Below are 20,270 nucleotides of genomic sequence, written 5' to 3' on the forward strand. Positions count from 1 at the left end.
CATGGCCTCCCCCGCCCTTCCCGCCGCAGCGCCGCCGTCGCGCCTCGCGCGCTTCCTCGATTCCGACCTGTTCGCCAACTTCAAGCGCTCGAAACTCGCCATCGCGGCCTTCGTCGCCACGGTTTTGTTCGTGGCGCTCGCGCTGCTGGCCCCCCTCATCTCGCCGCAGAACCCCTACGACCCGGCGCAGCTCGAGCTGATGAACGGGAGCCTGCCGCCGCTCTGGTACGCCGACGGCCAGGCGCCGTTCCTGATCGGCACCGACGACCAGGGCCGCGACGTGCTCTCGGCGGTGTTTTATGGGATGCGCCTGTCGCTCCTCGTCGGGGTGCTGGGCGTGCTGCTGTCGGGCTTCATCGGCATCGGCCTCGGCCTCGTCGCCGGCTATGCCGGCGGCTGGGTCGATACGATCATCATGCGCGTCGCCGACGTGCAGCTGACCTTCCCGGCGATCCTGATCGCGCTCATCGTCGACGGCGTCGCCAAGGCGGTGGCCGGCGGCCACATGGATGCGGAGGCGCAGATCGCGCTCATCGTCGTGGCGATCGGCCTGTCGTTCTGGGTGCAGTACGCCCGCACCGTGCGCGGCTCGGTGATGGTCGAGAAGAACAAGGACTACGTCCAGGCCGGCCGGCTCATCGGCCTGTCGGCGCCGGTGATCCTCACCCGCCACATCCTGCCGAACGTCACCGGCCCGGTCTTCGTCATCGCCACCATCAACCTGGCGCTCGCCATCATCACCGAGGCGACGCTCTCCTTCCTCGGCACCGGCCTGCCGGAGACGATGCCGTCGCTCGGCACGCTGATCCGCACCGGCAACCGCTTCCTGTTCTCCGGCGAGTGGTGGATCGTCGCCTTTCCGGGCCTGGCGCTGGCCGGCCTGGTGCTGGCGATCAACCTGCTCGGCGACTGGCTGCGCGACGCCCTGAACCCCAAGCTGCAATGACCGACATGACCCAACCCGTCCTCTCGGTGCGCGACCTGCGGGTCGAGTTCGCCACCCGCCGCGGCGTGCTGACCGCCCTCGACGGCGTCTCCTTCGAGATCAACCGCGGCGAGGTGCTCGGCGTCGTCGGCGAGTCCGGCGCCGGCAAGTCGGTGACCGGCTCGGCGGTGATCGGCCTGATCGACCCGCCCGGCCGCATCGCCGGCGGCGAGATCCGCCTCAACGGCGAGCGCATCGACAACCTCCCCCCGGAGGCGATGCGCAAGGTCCGCGGCAAGCGCATCGGCATGATCTTCCAGGACCCGCTGACCAGCCTCAACCCGCTCTACCGGGTCGGCCGGCAGATCGAGGAGACGATCCGCACCCACACCGACCTCTCGGCCAAGGCCGCCCGCCAGCGGGCGATCGACCTGCTCGCCGAGGTCGGCATCCCGGCGCCGGAGCGGCGCATCGACGGCTTCCCGCACGAATTCTCCGGCGGCATGAGGCAGCGCGTCGTCATCGCGCTGGCGCTCGCCGCCGAGCCGGAGCTGATCATCGCCGACGAGCCGACGACGGCGCTGGACGTCTCGGTCCAGGCCCAGATCATCACGCTGCTGAAGCGCCTCGGACGCGATCACGGCACCGCCGTGATGCTGATCACCCACGACATGGGGGTGATCGCCGAGGCCGCCGATCGCGTCGCGGTGATGTATGCCGGCCGCGTCGCCGAGATCGGCCCGGTGGCCGCGGTGGTGGGCGATCCGCTCCACCCCTACGCCAAGGGCCTGATGGGGGCGATCCCGTCCCTGTCGCACGAGGCCGATCGCCTGGCCCAGATTCCCGGCGCGATGCCGCGGCTCTCGGCGATCCCGCCCGGCTGCGCCTTCAACCCGCGCTGCCCGAAGGTGTTTGCCCGCTGCACGGTGGACCGGCCCGAGCCCTTGACGGTCGGCTCGCACCGGGTCGCCTGCCACCTCTACGACGCGACCGGACAGGCCGCCGCATGAAGCCCGACATCAAGCCCCATATCGCCTTGAAGCCCGTGATCACGCCCCAGCCCGACTACGTGCAGGTCCGCGACCTGCGCCGCCTGTTCGACGTCTCGCGCCCCTGGCTCAACCGGGTGATCGAGCGCCAGCCGCGCCAGTACCTGCGCGCCGTCGACCACGTCTCGTTCTCGGTCGCCAAGGGCGAGACCCTGGCGATCGTCGGCGAATCCGGCTCCGGCAAGTCGACGGTCGCCCGCATGGTGGTCGGCCTGATGCCGCCCTCCGACGGCGAGGTCTCGATCAGCGGCATCTCGATGACCGACCCGCGCCAGGCCGCCGAGCGGCGCCAGCTGCGCCGGCGCATCCAGATGATCTTCCAGGACCCCTACGCCTCGATGAACCCGCGCTGGCGGGTCGACCGGATCATCTCGGAGCCGATCCGCGCCTTCGGGCTCCTCAGCGGCGAGCGCGAGATTCAAGGTAGGGTCGGCGAGCTCCTGACCCTGGTCGGCCTGCACCCCGACGACGGCAAGCGCTACCCCCACGCCTTCTCGGGCGGCCAGCGCCAGCGCATCGCCATCGCGCGGGCGCTCGCCTCCGAGGCCGAGTTCCTGGTCGCCGACGAGCCGACCTCAGCCCTCGACGTCTCGGTCCAGGCCCAGATCCTGAACCTGATGCGCGACCTCCAGGACCGGCTCGGCCTGACCTACCTGTTCATCAGCCACAACCTCGCCGTGGTGCGCCACATGGCGAACCGCATCGGCGTGATGTATCTCGGCCGCATCGTCGAGATCGGCGGCGGCCGCGAGCTCTTCACCGCCCCAAAACACCCCTACACCCGCATGCTCCTTGATGCGGTCCCCGACCTTGCGCATGTCGGCCGGCAGCGCGTGCCGGTGCAGGGCGAGATCCCGAACCCGATCAACCCGCCGTCAGGGTGTACCTTCCACCCGCGCTGCCCGTTCGCGAATGAGCGGTGCAAGGCGGAGGTGCCGGTGTTTCGGGATGGGGTGGCGTGTCATGCGGTGGAGGAGGGGCGGTTGATGCCGGGGGGTGTGGCTGCGGTGGCATAAGAATGAGCGTGCCGCGATTAGGAAGAATGGCGGCACGCTTTCAGACAATAATCTCCGCTTATCGCTAAGTTGTTTTTTAAAACTGCCCTGGCGCATCGGGCCAATCATCTGGCACCAGAGCAGGAGGCTTTGTCCAGGGTTTCTCGATAAGCGACGCCTGAAACCAATCTTCTCTTAAATTTGCATGTTCCATTACTATTAATTGAAATCCGGGCGCATCTTCAGTTGCATAATGTAGTAGCATCAAAAATAAACGCCGAACGGCCTCAAGATCTGCGTCTTCTTCAGTCCTCTCAATCGACCCGTCTGCCGATTTGTACGAACCTTCCGATGGGAAATATACTTGTGTTGGCTGATCTATTAGTAAAAATCTTGGCAGTGGGTGATCATATTTTGCTGCAAACCGGTGGATAGATAATAAAGCTGCCAGATGATAGGCGAGATGATTTTCCCCTCCTCCAGTTTTATTCATATATATTGGTCGCCCGGGGCGATCAATTGCGACTGTAAGATGATTAAAATCCAATCTTGCAGGAAATTGCCCAAATTCACCCCTGAGGTCTTTTATATATTGAGAGATATATATGGAAATGTTATTGAGCGTAGATGCAAGCTTGGCCTCTGAGTCGTCCGCGCCAAGGGCTCGCTCCAAGTTGGCCGCCTTAGCCCTCAATCTTCTATCCGTAATAACCAATTTTTCCAGCTCTGTGTCACTCACAAGTGTCTCTAAATATAAACTAATTCTACCAACAACACGGGATGCTGCATTGTTTCTATTGCCAATTTCTGCCGCAAATTCGCTGGCAGTGAATGCTGACGATAACTCAATTTCCTTTTTCCTGATTTCGGCAGAGATCTTCGCCATCGATGAGTGTTGTTCCGCCAGGTATGATTCAAGAGCCGGACGCTCGATTGTAACCGCCTCCAACTCTTGGTCTAGCGATTTCAATTCTCTTAAAAGAACTTGAGCAATAGGGGCGTTCATACTGAGCCTTTCCTCAGAGAAAGGCCATTGCCAAGCGCCCGTAGCTTTATCGTGGGGGAGAGCCTTTATAGAAGCCAAACGTTCGCGCTGCTCCGTAGCCTCTCCCGCGAAGCCATCCGCCTTTTTAGAAAACTGCGTAGCTGTATCAATTTTATTGCTTGTTTCGCGGCGAAGCTTTTTTAGATCGATCAATTCGTTCTCCAATTGGAAAATCCGCCCTTCATCTTCGTCAGGAACAGCCGCAGGACGCCAGTCGAGTGCGTTGCGCAGCATATTAATGACGCCACCATCAGCAACTTGCGCGCTCGGAAGAATACCAACTGCTACTGCTTCTGATAGCAGCCCAATAGCTCGATCTTCCGCCTTGCCCATTGTCTCTCTTGCCGCATGCAATAATTTCGCGTTTATTCTGATTTCTCTGTATACAACACGAAGCTGAGCTTCGATAGAAAATTTATCTTTCCCCGAGATACCGAGAATAATCGGCAATGTATCTTTTATGGTCTGCGGTTGAAACTGTTCATTTTGACGATAGAACAACTGGTCCTTACTAGTAATAATTCCTTGTTTTTGGAATAGATAATATAGAGTGTGCTTTATGTTCGCATCATAGCTCTCCCTACTATTGTCGAGAGGGACCTCTGTCTTGTTTTCTGGGATTCCAATCAAAGATGTCAATAAAGCAACTACGCCGTCGTCATTATCATTTATTTTCAGATCAGTGTACGAAGGTGGGTGGACGATTGCACCCCGTCTAACCATTGCGAGGCTGACCGAAGAAGCATTTTGCTCGGGCGCAGGTTTGGCAACAAGCACTTCCTCGCCGTTGAACCGATAAATTATTGCGTACCACGATACACGATCACGAATCACACCTTCTGGAACATCGAATGTCGAGCGGCCCATGCAAAATTCTATAATTTCTGAAATGGCAGATTTTCCAGTTGAAGAGCGGCCTGTGATTATATTTAAGCCATCATGGAAAAAAATATCCCGCCGACGTCCATCATGACTGTAGATGCTAATGCTTTTTATCTTCATGGCCGCAAACCTAAAGTTGCATATATCGTGCTTCTGTCACCAATCCGTCCAAATTCTTTGCCGAGAAAGGCAGCAACGCGCTGACATGCCACCATTTCCTCGCTTCCCTTTATGGATTTGCGTACACCCGTACCTGGAAGTAGGCTTCCCTCGTCTGAGACCGATAGTACATTAATATGCGCCAGCAATCCCAAAGCTTCAAAACTGAATGGGAGCATATTTGTACATCGATCAGCTAATCCGGCTACTACAATTGGATTCTCCGCAACAATCTTAAGAAAATAACTTCGCTTTCCTTCTTGTAAAACCTCTCTAGTGTCTCGGTGTAAACATAGAGGCAATATCAACAGCGAAACTGAAAATGGCATTCCTGATTTTTTTACCTGGCTGAATGATATCATAGATTGATAAATCACTAAACCACAAAATGCAGGGTTGAATAAGTTGCGGATTTCTACAGGTCGATTGCTCCAATTCTTCACGCGGCTACCCCTAAAACCTCGGACAGCTTCTTGAGAAAAGTTGGATGCCAATACACTCTCGGCGACGGTCTATCATTAGCAAGGATATGAAAAGCCCCTCGAACGACATAGGGCTCCGTAACGCGCTCTCTTATTCTCAAATGCGTGGTGCTAAATTCTGCCCACTTATACAACTCCCTACCAGCATTTATACAAGCGTCCTCGCCACTACCTTCGTTTATATTTTCGCATACGAGAGCTCGATACCTCTTCCACTCCTCAATCAACCTGTCCTCATAGCCTTCTATTTCACCCAGAATTAAAAGATTTTCCCGTGACCAGCTCGACCTCTGCTCAAAAGCTCTATAATAATCGAGAATTGCCAATTGTATCCTCTCCTGAGGTAAATTTAAAGCATTTAATTGCATAACAAATGTACGGGACTCCTCGGCATTATCATTAAATTTACTTGGAGATTTGTTTCTAAAATTGATTGGAAGATTGTCGGATCGGTATTCTTCGGCAAGAAGAGCGAGCTTTTCCGAAACTTCCTGGACTCTGATGGGATCAGATCGAACTCCGGTCAACACATCGATGACCACGTCATTCCACCAGCCCTCTAAACTCTCAAATAATGCCTTCCTGAATTCTTTCCTGATTGTACGCAGCCGCCTATCAATTAATTCTGGGATATCCTGAATCCTGACAATCTCTGAAAAAATTGTAATCCTTTCATAAAAATCGCTTTTTTCAGCCTCCTCGAGTTTGTCGAGTTCAACTTTAATCTTTTTTATAAATTTAGATTTACTTTTTTTTATGGCTTCTTCAGCTTTTTTTGCTTTATCAGAAACAGTGCCTGCATTCTCCGTAAATTTTAGGAGAAAAGAATCCTTTGAAATGGAAGAAGTGCTATACAGTAGGAATCGAGCGTCAGACGAGACCTTTCCGTTTTCATTGTAATATTTAAGCCAAACTCTTACTGATTTCCAAAAATCAATTGATAGGTCTGTTAATCGGTCGTCTGCGTCTTTATGCTTTAAAGATGCAAGAGACACCTTTCCGTCGATAGGCACGAACTCAACATCGTCATTTCGTTCGATATAAATAAAACAATCCTCAGGTAAATCTATAGCTTTAAGAAGAGCAAATCTTGACTGATAAATATACCCTAACCCTTGTTCAGCTGCAGAGAATTGCGAACTTCCTGCCGACATCAGAAAATAACCTCATTCTCCGCGCGATCGCCGACTGCGCAGGAGCATTACCCCGTTAGGTTGAATCAATACCCTGCCTAAGAGGTTTCGGGAAGTGCCAACTGCGATCAACAATCCCTGTCCGTCGTCGTTCGTGTGCATGTCACAGAAAACCTGCCATGAACATGACAACGAATTCCTAATATCCATATGCTGTAGGCAGATAAACTTACCCCTCTCAAGTGCGCTCAAGCAAAATAAAGATTTATAGATAACAGTTCGGCGATGCGCTGCACGGACAAAAATTCTATCCTATGACATCTATTTTAGTAGTAACCAATCAGAACAGGTGGTTCTTTTAGAGCGCCATGCATTTTCATATGCGCAAGATTACCATCAACAAAAAGCCGGCCACGGGATGCGCCATCCGTGGCCGGCACCAAGACTCGGACCAAATGACGCGTAGCGATCAGCTTTTCACCGCCCCAGCCGTCAACCCACCCACCATATACCGCTTGAACACATAGTAGATCGCGGCCGGCGGCAGGGCGTAGATCAACCCGGTGGTCATCAGCAGCTCCCACGGCGAGTCATCCGCCGCCAGGAAGCTGCCTAAGGCCACCGGCAGGGTCACGTCGGTGTCGCGGGAGAGGAGCAGGAAGGCGAACAGGTACTCGTTCCAGGCGAGCAGCAGCGCGTAGACGCCGATCGCGACCAGCGACGGGACCATCAGCGGCAGGTAGACGAAGCGGAAGAGCTGGGGCGGCGAGGCGCCGTCCATGATCGCGGCTTCGTCGAGTTCCACCGGCAGCTTGTCGGAGGCCTGCTTCAGCACCCAGATCGCGTAGGGGCTGGCGATCGTCACCATCGCGAGGATCAGCGCCCACTTCGAGTTAAGCAGCCCGTACGCTCCCATCGTCTTGTACATCGGCACGGCCAGGAACGCGGCCGGGATGAAGTAGGTGAACAGCGCCATGTTCATCACGGTCCGGCCGCCCTTCACCTTCAGGCGGCTGATCGCGAAGGCCGCCGCGGTGGCGACGAACAGCGTCAGCACGCCGGTCGCGAAGGCGATGACCGCCGAGTTCCAGAATTGCTGCCAGAAGTTCGACAGGAAGTAGTGCTGCTGCCCAAAGACGATCCGAAAATTCTGGAGCGTCGGGTGGGCCGGAAAGAGTGCCCCCGACATCGCGTCCTGCTTGGGCGAGATCGCGAACAGGACGAGGTGGTAGATCGGGATCACGGTCCAGAGCAGGACCGGGATGCCGATGAGGAGGAGCTTGGCCTCCGTGCCGGCCGCGCGCAGCCAGTTGGTGCGGGCGGCGGCGCGCTCTTCCGCCGAGGGTGCCGCGCGGGCGGTCAGGGTCGTGCTCATTTCGAGAGCCTCTTCATCAGCACGTAGACCAGCGGCAGCACGAAGGGCATCGCGCAGACCACCGCCGCCATCGAGGCGTCGACCTGATCGAGGCGCAGATACCGGATGCCGAGGGTCGCCAGCACGTGGGTGAGATCGGCGGGACCGCCGCCGGTGAGCAGGTAGACCGAGTTGAAGTCGCCCAGCGTCCAGATCATCGACAGGATGGTGCAGGTCACGTAGAGCGTCCGCATCGACGGCCAGGTGACGTGCAAAAACTTCTGCCACTTGGTGGCGCCGTCGACCGAGGCCGCCTCGTAGAGGTCGGCCGAGATGGCCAGCCGCCCGGCGAGCAGGATCAGCGTCCAGAACGGCAGCGACTTCCAGATATGGACGCCGATGGCGAGCGTGAGCGCGAGGCTCGGGTCGTTGAGCCAGTTCGGGCCGTCATCGCCGGTGAGCCGGAAGATCAGCGAGTTCACCACGCCCCATTCGGGGTTCAGCATGAACCGCACCGACAGGATGGTGGGGATCGACGGCACCGCCCAGGGCAGGATGAACAGCACCGACAGCCAGCGGATCCACTTCCGCTCGTTGGTGAAGAACCCCGACAACAGGAGCGCGATCGCCATCTTCACGTTGATGCCGACGATCAGGAAGATCAGCGTGTTGACGACGGCGCGGGCGAAGATCGGGTCTTCCGCCAGATGCACGTAGCTCGCGGGGCTGCGCGCCAGCCACAGGCCGTAGCCGATCGGGTAGATGACGAAGAAGATGAAGATCAGCAGGTAGGGCGCGATCAGGATCAGCCCCCAGGCCTGCCACGAGGTCAGGCGGAAGGGCTGGGCCGCGGCGACCGGCGCTGCCTCAGCGACCGTTGCGGACATGGTCGGTCTCCTGGGTGAGGCCGTGAGGCGGGGGATGGGAACATCGAGAGCGGGCCCCGATCAGGATGTGATCGGACCCCGCTCGGGATGATGGGGGTGGAGGCACGGGTGCCTCTCCTGTTGTTCCGTCGGGCCGTCTGTAAAAAGAAGAGCACCGGTCTCCCCTCTCCCCGCGGGCGGGGAGAGGGCCGTGTTCCCGTTCAGGGAACACGGCTAGCGGAGGCGCAGCCGAAGCGAGGGTGAGGGGGTGTTTCCGCAGGAGCCTCATCCGTCGAGACCCCCTCACCCCCGCCCTACGGGCTTGCCGCGCCCTCTGAACGAGGGCTCGGCCCTCTCCCCGCCCGCGGGGAGAGGAGGAAGCCCGCGCCTCATCCTTCCTCGAACAGCTCCGGCTTCATTACTGCCCGGCGATCTGCTTGATGCGGGCCAGCATCTCGTCGGCGGCCTTCTCGACCGGGACCTTCTCGCTCACCACCCGGTTCATCGCCTTGGCGAAGACGTTCTCGTTGTTGACCAGCGTGAACTTGTAGTTCTTCACGTAGTCGAACGGCTCGGTGCCGGACTTGAACTGGTTGTAGACCGCCTTGCGGTGCTTGTCGGCCTGCCAGAACGGGCTCTCGATCGACGCGGTGGTGACCGGGAACCAGCGGCCGATCGCGCCCTCGACGTAGGGACGGAGGTTGTCCTCCTCCATGATGAATTTTACGAATTCCTTGGCCGCCGCCTTGTTCTTGGCGCCGGAGAAGACCACGCCCTGCTTCACGTCGGCGCGGTAGGTCATCGGCTTGCCGTCCGGCCGGTTCGGGAACGGTGCGGTGATGATGGTCTCCTCGTAGGCCTTCTTCGAGGCCTCGCGCTGCTCGGGCGTGTTGTTCGGGTTGACGCTGTCCTCGTACCACTTCGCGGCGATCGAGATGGTGAAGTTGTGCGTCATCACCGTGGTGCGGTTGTGGAAGGCGACGTTGTTGTCGGGGTCCTTCCAGGTCGTGGCCGAGGGCGGCACGCAGCCCTTGATGTAGGGGTCGGTGTAGTCCTTCAGCGCCTTGACCACGCCCTCGCGGGTCTTCGGATCATCGACGGTCAGCTTGCCGTCGGCATCGACGAGCTTGGCGTCGTAGGCGTCCATGAAGGCGTAGAAGGACTGGAAGCTGTCGGTCGATTCGACCCCCATCGGCGCGCCGATGCCGTAGGTGCGGGTGCCCGAGGCCTTGCGGTAGGCCGGCTGGACCTTGTCGCACCAGAACGCCCAGTAGTCGGACCATTTCTGCGGGATGTCGGCCTGCTTGAAGCCAGCCTTCTCCAGCATGTCGCCCCAGATCTCGGTGTGGAGCGTCTGGCGCTTGAGCGGGAAGCCGTAATAGGCCTTCTTGCCGGTCTGGCCGTTCATGAGCAGCACGTGCTCGACGGTCTGCGGCGCGAAGCGCGACATCATCGGCTGGAGGACATCGGTCAGGTCCTCGAGCTTGCCCTCATAGGCCCACTTGCCGGCGGCCTGGTTGTTGTAGGTGTCGGAATAGCCGACATCCGGCGGCGAGCCGGAATCCAGCGCTGCCACGGTCTTGGGGATCATGTCCTGGATCGCGTATTGCGACAGCTCGACCTTGATCCCGGTCTTCTGCTCGAACTTCTTGATCGTCGCCCAGAGCGACTCGTCCTCGGACCGATAGAAGCCCTTGCTGAACCAGACGGTGAGCGTCTTGTTGTCCTGCGCCACGGCCGGCAGCGCTGCCATAACCAGGGCGCCCAGCGACAACGCTCCCGCGATCACTCGCTTCATCGATCGATTCCTCCCACTCCGCCCCGTTGGTCGGGCGGCTATCCCGGCATATCAGCACGCCCGGCGGGCCGAGGCAATTCGGCGAAAGTCAATGGACGGCATGGATCAAGCGTAATTCCATGGCGCGCGACGGACCGGGCCGGGCGCGAGGATGTCGCCAGTCGAACGGCGCCGCCCGCACTCATCAGGAAGCCCCGTCGGCAGTACAGGCGGGCCCTGCATTGACGCGCCGCGCGCCGAACACCATACGCTGGCGCTAACAAAGAACCGACGACGTCGGACGCGGCCGATGGACCGCAACCAGGGAGGAGCGCCATGCCCCGCATCGTGTCGATGGAGGCCGGGTACTACCGCGTGCCGCTGGAGGTGACCCTCAGCGACAGCATGCACGGCGACATGCCGGCCTTCGAGCTCAACACCGTCGTCGTGCGCGACGCCGACGGCGCGCAGGGCACCGGCTACACCTATACCTGCGGCCGCAACGGCGCGGCGATCGACGCGATCCTGCGGCGCGACGTGCCCGACCAGCTCGTCGGCCAGGAGGCCGACCGGATCGAGCATCTCTGGCAAAGGATCTGGTGGGGCCAGCATTACGGCGGCCGCGGCGGGCCGGCGGTGCTCGCCCAGTCGGCGCTCGACATGGCGCTGTGGGACCTGAAGGCGCGGCGCCTCGGCCAGCCGCTCTGGACGCTGCTGGGCGGCAACGACGCCAGGGTACCGTGCTACGCCGGCGGCATCGACCTCCACCTGCCCCTCGACGCCCTGCTGCGCCAGACCGACGACAACCTGAAAAAAGGGTTTCGCGCGATCAAGATGAAGGTGGGGCGGGAAAAGCTCGCCGAGGACGTCGCGCGGGTGCGGGCGATGCGCGCGCATCTCGGCGACGGTTTCCCGCTGATGGCCGACGCCAACATGCGCTGGAGCGCCGACGAGGCGATCCGCGCCGCCCGGGCCTTCCAGCCCTTCGACCTCACCTGGCTCGAGGAGCCGGTCATCCCCGACGACATCGCCGGCCAGGCCCGGGTGGTGCGCGAGGGCGGCCTGCCGATCGCCGCGGGCGAGAACCTGCGCTCCCTGTGGGACTTCAAGCAGCTGATCGCGGCCGGGGGCGTCACCTATCCGGAGCCGGACGTCACGAATTGCGGCGGCGTGACCCCGTTCATGAAGATCGCCCACCTGGCGGAAGCCTTCAACCTGCCGGTCACCTCCCACGGCGCGCACGACGTCACCGTGCACCTGCTCGCGGCCTGCCCCAACCGCTCCTACCTCGAGGCGCACGGCTTCGGCCTCGACCGCTACATCGCCGAGCCGCTCACGATCGCGGAGGGGTTCGCGGTGGCGCCCGACCGGCCGGGCCACGGCATCGCGTTCGACTGGCAGGGCCTCGCGGCGATCCGCGCCTGATCCTGCCGGCTGGAGCCTTTCCCGGCGAAGCGGGCACCGGTCCGTCGATAGACAATGCGGCAAGATCGATGATCTGGAGCAGCGCCCGGTTGCAAGGCGATCGGGCGCGGCTCTACGGCGCCGGAATGCCGGTCCCCGCCACCCGGAACCGTCCCCGCCCCTCGGCCTTGGCGGCGTAGAGCGCCGCATCCGCCGCCGCGTAGAGCTCGGCGGAGGACAGGCCGCCGGTGTGGGCGATGCCGACCGAGGCGCCGACGGTGAAGGCCCGCCCGGCCCAGGCCATCGGCCGCCCGAGCGCCGCGACGAGGCGGGCGGCGACCTCCTCGGCGATCCCCGGCACGGTGGTGGCGAGCAGGATCGCGAACTCGTCGCCGCCGATCCGGGCGACGAGGTCGCCGTCGCGGCAGGAATGGCGCAGGCGGCCCGCGACCTCGACGAGGCAGGCGTCACCCGCCGGATGGCCGAGGGTGTCGTTGACCGGCTTGAAGCCGTCGAGGTCGATGAGCAGCAGGGCCCCGAAGGGGAAGCGCCCCGGGGCCTCGTCGAGGGCCGCGAGGCGGGCCTGGAACGTCGCCCGGTTGGCGAGCCCCGTCATGGCGTCGAACTCGGCGAGGTAGCGGGTCCGGTCGGCGAGGAGTTTTTCTTCCGTGATGTCCTGCTTCATGCCGAAGATGCGCACCGGCACCGCGCCCTCGCACTCGACCACCGCGGTGATGCGGATCCAGCGGCGGCGGCCGGCGAAGCTGACGATCTCGGCATCGAGGGTGAAACCGCCGCGCTCGGCGATGGCGCGGCTGCGGGCGGCGATCATCGCCTCGCGGGATTCCGGCGCGTAGCAGGCGACGGTCCGGCTCCGGTCGAGGGGCGCGCCGCGCGGCAGGTCGAACATCGCGTAGACCTGGTCGGTCCAGGTCAGGGTCTCGTCCGGCAGGGCGCATTCCCACACGCCGATCCGCGCCGCCGCCGAGGCCCGGTCGAAGATCTTGCGGCTGTGCGCGAGCGCCCGGCCCTGGGCGGCCAGGGTCTCGCGCAAGGTCGCCCCCGCCCGGGCGAGACCGCACAGGCTCTCGGCGGCGGCGGCGAAATCCGCGAGGCGCCGTCCCTGCGCCGTGGTCAGGCGGCGGGGCCGGGAATCGAGGAGGGCGAGGAGGCCCGCGCCGGCCCCGAGCGCCCGGATCGCGACGAAGCGGCACCCCGGCGCGCCGGCGACCGCCGGATGGGCGCGCCAGCGCGAGGCGGCGAGGTCGGGGACGACGAGCACGCCCGCGCCGGCGACCGCCCGGCACAGATCGAGGAGAGCGGTCGAGGGCGCCGCGCCGTCGGCCGACCACGGCGGTGCGGCCTCGTCGGGATCGATGAGGAGGACAGCCTGAACGGCAAAGGCGACGCGGACGCGCTCGAGGAACGCGGCCACGGCCTCCGTCCCCGGGGCCGGGAACGAGAAAAGATCGGTTGCGTCGCGCAACCCATTGCTCGCATGCATTGCAGGCAGAGATCACATCCCGAACGGTCTGACCGAACGTAATGGTCACGACTTAAGACATGATTGATCGACCCGTATTCACCGGTCAAGCTCCGGACATCGGGCGATCCTGCCGTCAAACTCATCCTGAACACGGCCGCCGCCACCGCGAAAGCGATGGCGGCGGCTCGCCTCAGCCGCGGGTGAAGCGCAGGCTGTCGCGGGTGAGCTGGTCGATCGCGGTGCAGCCCATCAGCTTCATGTCGCGCTCGATCTCGATCCGCATCAGCTCCAGCGCCCGCTCGACGCCGGGCTGGCCGGCGGCCGCGAGGGGGAAGAGGTAGTAGCGGCCCAGCCCCACCGCCTTGGCGCCGAGCGCCAGGGCCTTGAGCACGTGGGTGCCGCGCTGCACCCCGCCATCCATGATCACGTCGATCTTGTCGCCGACGGCGTCGACGATCTCGGCGAGCTGGTCGAAGGCGCTGCGCGAGCCGTCGAGCTGGCGCCCGCCGTGGTTCGACAGCACGATGCCGGTGCAGCCGATCGCGACCGCGCGCTTGGCGTCCTCCACCGACATCACGCCCTTGAGGCAGAACTGGCCGCCCCAGTCGCGCACCATCTCGGCCACGTCGTCCCAGGTCATGCCGGGATCGAGCATCTCGGTGAAGTAGCGGCTGATCGAGAGGGCACCGCCATCCATGGCGATGTGGTTCTCGAGCTGCGGCAGGCGGAAGCGCTCGTGCGTGACGTAGTTGATGCCCCAGGCCGGCTTGATGGCGAACTGCGCCATGCCGCCGAGGGTGAGCCGGAAGGGAATCGCGAAACCGGTGCGCTTGTCGCGCTCGCGGTTGCCGCCGGTGATGCTGTCGACGGTCAGCATCATCACCTCGATGCCGGCCTGCTTGGCGCGGGCCATCATCTCGCGGTTCAGGCCGCGGTCCTTGTGGAAGTAGAACTGGTAGACCTGGGGCCCGCTGCTGATCCGGCGCGCCTCCTCCAGGCTGACGGTGCCGAGCGAGGAGACCCCGAACATCGTGCCGAACTTCCCCGCCGCGGCGGCGACCGCGCGCTCGCCCTGGTGGTGGAAGAGCCGCTGCAGGGCGGTGGGCGAGCAATAGACCGGCATGGCGAGGCGCTGGCCCATCACCGTCACCGACATGTCGACGTCGGTGACGCCGCGCAGGACGTTGGGGACGAGGTCGCAGGCCTCGAAGGCGGCGGTGTTGCGCCGGTAGGTGACCTCGTCGTCGGCGCCGCCGTCGATGTAGTTGAAGATCGGGCCGGGCAGGCGGCGTTTCGCCATGCGGCGGAAGTCGTGGAAGCTGTGGCAGTCGCTCAGGCGCATCGGGGCTCTCGCATCAAGGCTTTCCCGGGGGTGATCCCGCGGGCGCGGGACACCGCGCGGCCAGGCAGAGGGGAGGAGGATGGGGCCGGGGGCGGGAGCCCCCGGCCCGGCGAAGGGCTTCAGTGCGCCGGCACGAGCGCGGTGAAGGGCGGCACGTAGGCCTGCAGCATCACCAGGATGCCGACGAGGCAGGCGAGCGCGACCGAGTGGAAGAACACGTAGCGCAGGATCTTGGCCTCGCCGCCGTACCACTGCGTGGCCGTGGAGGCGACGACGATCGACTGGGCGTCGATCATCTTGCCCATCACGCCGCCCGAGGAGTTGGAGGCGGCCATCAGGGTCGGCGAGAGGCCGAGCTGCTCGGCGGTGATCTTCTGCAGGCCGCCGAACAGCACGTTCGAGGCGGTGTCGGAGCCGGTCAGGGCCACGCCGAGCCAGCCCAGCATCGCGCCGAAGAACGGGTAGATCCAGCCGGTCTGCGCGAAGGCGAGGCCGAGCGTCGCGTCGGTGCCCGAGTACTTGGTGACGTAGCCGAGCGCCAGCATCGCCGCGATGGTGAGGAGCGAGTAGCGGACCATGTAGGTGGTGCGGCCGTACTCGCGCAGCAGCCGCAGCGGATTGAAGCCCAGGATCAGGCCGCCGACGATCGCCGCCAGCAGGATGCCGGTCCCGGTCGCCGAGAGCAGGTTGAGGGTGTAGATCGCGGCCTCGGTGTAGGGCTTGGCGACCACCGGCGGCATCTTGACCACCAGGTTGTGCAGGTACGGCACCGGCATCTTCCAGACCCAGAGCGAGTCGAGCCAGACGCGGAATTGCGGCGTGCCCCAGGCGAAGACGAAGACCGACAGGATCATCCAGGGCGTCCAGGCACGCAGGACCGCGCCGGTGCCGTGGACCTTCGGCTCCGCGACCGGCGCCGCGGCGGCATCGTCCCCGGTCGAGGTCCAGATGGTCGCCGGGCGCCAGACCCGCAGGAAGCCCGCCAGCGCCGCCATCGAGCAGAGCGCCGCCACCACGTCCACCAGCCAGGGGCCGTGGAAGTTCGAGACCAGGTATTGCGGGACCGCGAAGGCGAGGCCGGCGACGAGGAGCGCGGGCCAGACTTCCCACATGCCCTTGCGGCCGGCGAACGCCCAGATCAGCCAGAACGGGACGAGCAGCGAGAAGAACGGCAGCTGGCGGCCGATCATCGCCGAGAGCTCGATGAGGTCGAGCCCGGTCACCGCCGCGAGCGCGATGACGGGGGCGCCCAGCGCCCCGTAGGCGACCGGCGCGGTGTTGGCGATGAGCGAGAGGCCGGCGGCGGCGAGCGGCGAGAAGCCCAGGCCCATCAGCATCGCGGCGGTGACGGCCACCGGCGTGCCGAAGCCCGCCGCGCCCTCGAAGAACGCGCCGAACGAGAAGGCGATGAACAGGAGCTGGAGCCGGCGGTCCGGGGTGATGCCGGCGATCGAGTCGCGCAGGACGTCGAACTGGCCGGTCTTCTCGGTGAGCCGGTAGAGGAAGATGACGTTGAGGATGATCCAGCCGATCGGCAGGAGCCCGAAGGCCGCGCCGTAGACCGCCGTGGCGCCGGCCATCTGGGCCGGCATGCCGAAGCCGATCACCGCGACCGCCAGGGCGACGGCGAGGCCGGCCAGCGCCGCGACATGCGCCTTCAGGTGCAGGAGGCCGATGCCTCCGAGCAGCACGATGATCGGCAGCGCGGCGAGCGCCGTCGACCAGACGCTGTTCGACAACGGGTCGTAGACTTGATTCCAGCTCACCTTACGGATCCTCCCCTCTTCGACTTCCGTCCTCTCGGACCGTCTCGCCCGCTTCGGGCGTATCCGGGTCCTTCGGACCTCTCTTGTGGATGCGGCACCGTCGTCGGTCCGCGCAGCCGCCATCGCCGTCCCGCACGGGGGTGCGGGGGCGCGAGCGGGCGCGCCGGCCGGCAGGACCGCGCAACCTCGATGACTGACTTGAACCAGAGGCAAGGGAACGGTAAAATGATTTTACCATTCCGGTCAATTGGAAATCGCGATTTCCCGCATTATAGTGCCGGTCAGGGTGGTTTCGGTGTCGGTCGGTGGAGCGCGTGATGGAGCAGGACCCGATCAAGGGCGAGAGCGTGGCCGAGGGAACGGCCCGCCACCTCAAGGACCTGATCCTCGAAGGCTCGCTCAGTCCCGGCGACCTGCTGCTGCCGGAGCGCGACCTGGCTTTGCGCCTGAACGTCTCACGCCCCACCCTGAGGCAGGGCATGAAGATCCTGGAGGAGGAGGGCCTGCTGGTCGCCTCGGGGGGCGGGCGGGCCGTGGCGCCCCTCGGCCGCGAGATCACCGACCCGCTGATCGCGCTCATCGCCTCCCACGACGAGGTGGTGGACGACTACCTCGAGTTCCGGGCGACGACGGAGCGGATGGCGGCACGGCTCGCCGCCGCCCGGGCCAACGCCGTCGACCGCGACCGGCTCACCGCCTGCATGGCGCGGATCGACCGCGCCCACGAGGAGGGGGTGCAGCGCGAGGAGGCCGAGGCCGACGTGGACCTCCACATCGCGGTCTACGAGGCGAGCCACAACCTCGTGGTGCTGCACACGATGCGGGCCCTGTCGGGGATGCTGCGCCAGGGCGTGATCGAGAACCGCGAGAAGCTGTTTGCCCGTCCGGAGACCCGCGACCGCCTGCGGGCCCAGCACCGGGCGATCTACGAGAGCGTGATGGCGGGCGACGTCGAGGCGGCCGGCGAGGCCGCCGAGGCGCATATCCACTACACCCACCAGGCGCTCACCGAGATCAAGGCGGCGGAGGCCCGCCTCCAGGTCTCGCTGCGCCGGCTCAACGGCGGCAGCGTCGCGGTGCGGCGCAAGGCGGATCGCTAAGCAGACTTGCGTTGGCAGGCCAACGCTTCGCCCGCTCAGGTTCTTGTCGTGTCGCAGATTCTTGCCGCCGAACCGGTGTCCATTTCGGCGAAATCCGCTTAGGGGCCGAGCCTCACGCCCGCCGCAGCCGGAGCGCGTTGCCGAGGACGAAGACGCTCGACAGCGCCATGGCCCCCGCCGCCAGGACCGGCGACAGCGACGGTCCGCCGACGAGCCGCAGCCCCCCCGCCGCCACCGGGATCAGCGCGACGTTGTAGGCGAAGGCCCAGAAGAGGTTCTGGCGGATGTTGCGCATCACGGCGCGCGAGAGCCGCAGGGCCTCGGCGACGGTCGCCGGGTCGCCGGCCATCAGCACCACGTCGGCGCTCTCCACCGCCACGTCGGTGCCGGTGCCGATGGCGAGCCCCACCTCCGCCTCGGCCAGCGCCGGCGCATCGTTGATGCCGTCGCCCACGAAGGCGACCGGGCCGGCCCGTCCCCGCAGGTTCCGGACGGCGTCGCGCTTGCCGGCGGGCATCACCTCGGCCAGCACCGTGCCGATGCCGAGGCCTTTCGCGACGCCCTCGGCGGTGCGGCGGTCGTCGCCGGTGACGAGGGCGACCGCGAGGCCCTGCGCCTCGAGCGCGCGGATGGCCGACGCCGCCCCGGCCTTCACGGGATCGGACACCGCCAGCACGGCCGCCGGCACCCCGTCGAGGGCGAGGTAGACCGGGGAGCGCCCTTGCGCGGCGAGGCGCGCGGCCTCCGGCGCGAGGCCCGACAGGTCGAGGCCGGCGAGGTGGCGCGGAGCACCGATCGCGACCACCCGCCCGCCGGCCCGGCCGGTGACGCCGCGGCCCGGCACCGCCGCGACGTCGGCGACCGGCGGCAGGGCGAGCCCCTTGTCCGCCGCGGCCGCCACGATCGCGCGGGCGATCGGATGCTCGGAGCGGGCCTCGACGGCGGCGGCGAGCGCCAGCACCGCATCGGCCTCGAAGCCGGGGGCCGGGATCAGGTCGGTGAGGAAGGGCCGGCCCTCGGTCAGGGTGCCGGTCTTGTCGAAGGCGACGACCCGCACCCCTTCGAGCGCCTGCAGGGCCGCGCCGCTGCGAAACAGCACGCCGCGTTCCGCCGCGCGGCCGGTGCCGACCATGATCGAGGTCGGGGTGGCGAGCCCCATGGCGCACGGGCAGGCGATGATCAGCACCGCGACGGCGTGGACCAGTGCCTCGCCGAGGGCGGGCGCCGGCGCGAGGACGAGCCAGGCCAGGAAGGTGAGGCCGGCAAGGCCCAGCACCGCCGGAACGAACCGGGCGGTGACCCGGTCGGCGAGGGCCTGGATCGGGAGCTTCGCGCCCTGCGCCGCCTCGACCATGCGGACGATCTGGGCGAGCGCGGTCTCGGCGCCGACCCGCTCGACCGCGATCTCGATGGCGCCGGTGCCGTTGACGGTGCCGCCGGTCACGGCGTCGCCCGGCCCCTTCTTTGCCGGGACCGGCTCGCCGGTGAGCATGCTCTCGTCGATGCGGGACGTGCCCTCGACCACCCGTCCGTCCGCCGGCAGGCGCTCGCCCGGTCGCACGCGGACGCGGTCGCCGACCCGGAGGTCGGCCGCCGGGACCTCGGTCTCGGCGCCGTCGCGCAGGCGCAGCGCGGTCTTCGGGGCCAGCCCGACGAGGCGCGCCACCGCCGCGCCGGTGCGGCCCCGCGCCCGCGCCTCGAGGTGGCGCCCGAGCAGGATCAGGGTGACGATGAGGACCGAGGCCTCGAAGTAGAGATGGGCCGCGCCCGCCGGCAGCAGGCCGGGTGCCAGGGTGGCGACGAGGGAAAACAGGTAGGCGGCCCCGGCCCCCAGCGCCACCAGGGCGTTCATGTCCGGGTGGCCGCGCACGAGCCCCGGCAGGCCGCGGGCGAAGAACAGCCGCCCGGGCCCGAACAGGACCAGGGTGGCGAGCACCGCCTGGATTCCGGCGCTCCACCGCTCCGGCAGGAGGCCGTGACCGGCGTGGGCGCCGACGAGGTGTCCTCCCATGTCGAGCACCACGACCGGGAGCGAGAGCAGGACCGCGAGGATCAGGCCCAGGGCCGGGGGGCCGGCGTCGCGGGGGGCCGCCGGGATCGCGGCCTCCGCCGTCACCGGGCGCGGGGCGTAGCCCGCCTCCCTGATCGCGGCGTCGAGCGCGTCGCGGGGCACGAGGCCGTCGGGGTGGTGCACGCTCACGCGGCCGGTGGCGAGGTTGGCGCTCGCCTCCCGGACGCCGGGCACGGCCTTCAGCACCCGTTCGATCCGGCCGGTGCAGGAGGCGCAGGTCATCCCCTCGACGGCGAACTCGCTCGTCGCCTCGGGCACCGCGAAGCCGGCCTCCTCCACGGCGGCGGCGAGCGCCGTCGGGTCGTTGTCGGCGGTGAGATCGAGGGTGGCGCGGCCGGTGGCGAGGTTCACCGCCACCGCCGCGACCCCCGGCACCCGCCTGAGCACCCGCTCGACCCGCCCGGTGCAGGAGGCGCAGGTCATCCCCTCGACGG

The 20,270-nt window shown here is 65.0% G+C and carries 15 protein-coding genes; 5 read left to right on the plus strand and 10 right to left on the minus strand.

All coding sequences use genetic code 11. From position 1 onward, the window contains the following. Position 1: 1 nt before the first annotated feature. The 3 genes from QR78_RS19445 to QR78_RS19455 are packed head-to-tail and all read left to right on the plus strand — an operon-like array spanning position 2 to position 2,990. Positions 2–946, plus strand: a complete 945-nt coding sequence (locus QR78_RS19445) for an ABC transporter permease (protein ID WP_048429220.1) — start codon at positions 2–4, stop codon at positions 944–946. 5 nt (positions 947–951) lie between these two features. Beyond that, positions 952–1,935 carry an ABC transporter ATP-binding protein gene (locus QR78_RS19450; RefSeq protein WP_048429229.1) on the plus strand — a complete coding sequence of 328 codons (984 nt, stop codon included), beginning with the start codon at positions 952–954 and terminating at the stop codon, positions 1,933–1,935. Continuing rightward, positions 1,932–2,990 (plus strand): ABC transporter ATP-binding protein, encoded by a 1,059-nt coding sequence (locus QR78_RS19455; protein WP_048429221.1) that lies wholly within the window; start codon positions 1,932–1,934, stop codon positions 2,988–2,990. The genes QR78_RS19450 and QR78_RS19455 overlap by 4 nt, the downstream gene beginning before the upstream one ends. 76 nt (positions 2,991–3,066) lie before the next feature. Here the strand turns inward: QR78_RS19455 and QR78_RS33010 are convergent, their stop codons facing one another. The 6 genes from QR78_RS33010 to QR78_RS19470 all read right to left on the minus strand — a co-directional run bounded on the left by QR78_RS33010 (position 3,067) and on the right by QR78_RS19470 (position 10,688). Beyond that, positions 3,067–5,016 carry a DUF3732 domain-containing protein gene (locus QR78_RS33010; protein ID WP_082171883.1) on the minus strand — a complete coding sequence of 650 codons (1,950 nt, stop codon included), beginning with the start codon at positions 5,014–5,016 and terminating at the stop codon, positions 3,067–3,069. Further along, on the minus strand, positions 5,013–5,498 hold the full coding sequence (locus QR78_RS33015; RefSeq protein WP_082171880.1) for a three component ABC system middle component: 486 nt from the start codon (positions 5,496–5,498) through the stop codon (positions 5,013–5,015). Before QR78_RS33015 ends, QR78_RS33010 begins: the two co-directional genes overlap by 4 nt. After that, positions 5,495–6,691 (minus strand): ABC-three component system protein, encoded by a 1,197-nt coding sequence (locus QR78_RS33020; RefSeq protein ID WP_082171884.1) that lies wholly within the window; start codon positions 6,689–6,691, stop codon positions 5,495–5,497. The genes QR78_RS33015 and QR78_RS33020 overlap by 4 nt, the downstream gene beginning before the upstream one ends. Positions 6,692–7,139: 448 nt before the next feature. Beyond that, positions 7,140–8,045, minus strand: coding sequence for a carbohydrate ABC transporter permease (locus tag QR78_RS19460; protein ID WP_082171881.1), 906 nt, complete (start codon positions 8,043–8,045; stop codon positions 7,140–7,142). Then, positions 8,042–8,911: a carbohydrate ABC transporter permease gene (locus QR78_RS19465; protein WP_048429222.1), complete on the minus strand. Its 870-nt coding sequence runs from the start codon at positions 8,909–8,911 to the stop codon at positions 8,042–8,044. Before QR78_RS19465 ends, QR78_RS19460 begins: the two co-directional genes overlap by 4 nt. A gap of 397 nt (positions 8,912–9,308) precedes the next feature. Next, entirely contained in the window at positions 9,309–10,688 is a 1,380-nt protein-coding gene (locus QR78_RS19470) for an ABC transporter substrate-binding protein (RefSeq protein ID WP_048429223.1), read from the minus strand. 315 nt (positions 10,689–11,003) lie between these two features. On the opposite strand from QR78_RS19470, the gene QR78_RS19475 reads away from it, so the two are divergent. Continuing rightward, complete coding sequence (locus QR78_RS19475; protein WP_048429224.1) at positions 11,004–12,092, plus strand: mandelate racemase/muconate lactonizing enzyme family protein; 1,089 nt, start codon at positions 11,004–11,006, stop codon at positions 12,090–12,092. Positions 12,093–12,204: 112 nt separating this feature from the next. Here the strand turns inward: QR78_RS19475 and QR78_RS19480 are convergent, their stop codons facing one another. The 3 genes from QR78_RS19480 to QR78_RS19490 form a co-directional block, all read right to left on the minus strand. Next, the gene (locus QR78_RS19480; protein WP_244276469.1) at positions 12,205–13,506 is read right to left on the minus strand and encodes a GGDEF domain-containing protein; all 1,302 of its coding nucleotides are present in this window, start codon (positions 13,504–13,506) and stop codon (positions 12,205–12,207) included. A 241-nt stretch (positions 13,507–13,747) separates the two neighbouring features. Then, positions 13,748–14,899: an alpha-hydroxy acid oxidase gene (locus tag QR78_RS19485; RefSeq protein WP_048429225.1), complete on the minus strand. Its 1,152-nt coding sequence runs from the start codon at positions 14,897–14,899 to the stop codon at positions 13,748–13,750. 119 nt (positions 14,900–15,018) lie between these two features. After that, positions 15,019–16,665, minus strand: a complete 1,647-nt coding sequence (locus tag QR78_RS19490) for an L-lactate permease (protein ID WP_048429226.1) — start codon at positions 16,663–16,665, stop codon at positions 15,019–15,021. Between the two features lie 317 nt (positions 16,666–16,982). Here QR78_RS19490 and QR78_RS19495 point away from each other — a divergent pair, with 317 nt between their 5' ends. Continuing rightward, the gene (locus QR78_RS19495) at positions 16,983–17,765 is read left to right on the plus strand and encodes an FCD domain-containing protein (protein WP_048429227.1); all 783 of its coding nucleotides are present in this window, start codon (positions 16,983–16,985) and stop codon (positions 17,763–17,765) included. A 112-nt stretch (positions 17,766–17,877) separates the two neighbouring features. Here the strand turns inward: QR78_RS19495 and QR78_RS19500 are convergent. Further along, positions 17,878–20,270 (minus strand): heavy metal translocating P-type ATPase (locus tag QR78_RS19500; RefSeq protein ID WP_048429232.1); only part of this gene is annotated, 2,393 nt, incomplete at its 5' end.

Origin of the sequence: Methylobacterium indicum, from assembly GCF_001043895.1 — a bacterium.
Taxonomy (GTDB): Bacteria; Pseudomonadota; Alphaproteobacteria; order Rhizobiales; family Beijerinckiaceae; genus Methylobacterium; species Methylobacterium indicum.